The organism is Methylobacterium sp. GC_Met_3, from assembly GCF_026540775.1.
Lineage (GTDB): Bacteria > Pseudomonadota > Alphaproteobacteria > Rhizobiales > Beijerinckiaceae > Methylobacterium.
Genome location: NZ_JALNUL010000146.1, coordinates 1 through 1,634 on the forward strand (window position 1 = coordinate 1; position 1,634 = coordinate 1,634).

Sequence of the window (1,634 nt, forward strand, 5' to 3'; positions counted from 1 at the left end):
GCAGATCCTCATCCGACGGGCTCTAAAACTGCGCACGTGGTCGTAGCACCGCCAAAAGAGATTTTTTCATCAACCATCCCGTGATGCATGTACTTGAACGAAATTAAAGCCACCACCCTGCGGGACAGTACCTGAACTCCGAACTGGCCAAACGAATCGGTTAATTCTCGAATGCAGACGCGGCGCCGACGTGCCCCGGTCGCCGCGGTGCTGGAACTGCCGCATTCCGAAATATGCGATCTACCCAAGTTGACCGACTTGTCACTGACGTAAAGTTGAGGTCAGATGAGTAGTCCGCGGGGTAGACTCGGGCGAAACGAGCGCTATCTCATTTCGGACTATTGAAAAAACAACGCTTCTAATGTGAACAACCTTACAACCCTAGGTTATGTGTTCTTGCCAGTTTCAACCGGGAGTCCTTATCGTCTTGCCAAGGCGGGGTGATCAAAGTGGTCACCAAACATGAACCGGTGCTCGTTGCTCATGTTGGACGGGAGCGGAAGCCAGCTCGGCCGAAGCGACGGGCCAGAAAATCACCCTAATCGACACATACCGGACTGCTTATGAAAAATAGACCGAACCATACGTCAGACGTCTCCGTGATCGTCGCCACCAGGGGGCGATCCGAGCAATTGAAAACGTTGCTGATTTACCTGCGGCTGCAAACACTCCGGCCGCGGCATATCGTTTTGGTGGGGACGAGCGCGGCTGACGTGGCCGTCGACACAGCTGAATTTGACGACGATCTGACGGTTACCAAGGTCATCTCAGTAAGTGCTGGCTCGGCAATTCAGAGGAATAAAGGCATTGAATGGTTGGTGGAGCATCAAGCGCTATCCCCTGACTCGTTCACGATATTTTTCGATGACGATTTCAGACCTGACGTAAATTGGGTTCGGTCATGCGATGCGTTGTTTCGAGATAATTTGGATATAGTGGGGATCACGGGTTTGGTTTTGGCCGATGGCGGGCATGGTTATGCGGTCAGCGAGGACAGCGTCGAAGCTTATTTAGCGGGCACCCGCCGCCGGGAGAGTCATTGGGCGCAGGGATCGATGCGCGATATTGCAACTGTTTATGGTTGTAACATGGCATTTCGAAATACAGTTTTCGGCGCCTGTACATTCGACGAAAAATTGCCGCTTTATGCTTGGCAAGAAGACCGAGATTTTTCTGGGCAAGCTAAAAGCTTTGGGCGTATAATATTTGCGCCGGTTTGTCGGGGAGTTCATCTGGGCGCACGAAGCGGACGTACCAGTGGAATGCGACTAGGGTATTCTCAAATTTCTAATTTAATTTATCTTAGCAAAAAGGGCACGGTTAGCTGGAGTACAAGCCTGAAATTTATGATAAAATCTGTCGCATCAAATACGATCAAATCGCTCAATAGAAATCCTAACGCAGATTACGTTGGGCGGTTGTCGGGTAACTTGCTTGCAATCAGAGACACATTCATCGGGAGGTGTGATCCTGGCAATATTGTCAATATGTAACTTTCTTCAATATTTCAGTCGCCGAAGATCGTTGCATTTCTACTGCGTCCTGTTGGGTGGGTGTCGGTCATGCCATTCAGGTAGCACTGTGATCGAATAAGTTGCGCTGCGGGTACGATCACATTTTGTGCTGAGCCAAGT

At 50.3% G+C, this 1,634-nt stretch carries 1 protein-coding gene; it reads left to right on the forward strand.

Annotated features, from left to right (window positions below):
• The first annotated feature begins 599 nt into the window (after positions 1-599).
• Positions 600-1,493, forward strand: coding sequence for a glycosyltransferase family A protein (locus tag OXS27_RS32210; RefSeq protein ID WP_267361726.1), 894 nt, complete (start codon positions 600-602; stop codon positions 1,491-1,493).
• Positions 1,494-1,634 lie beyond the last annotated feature (141 nt).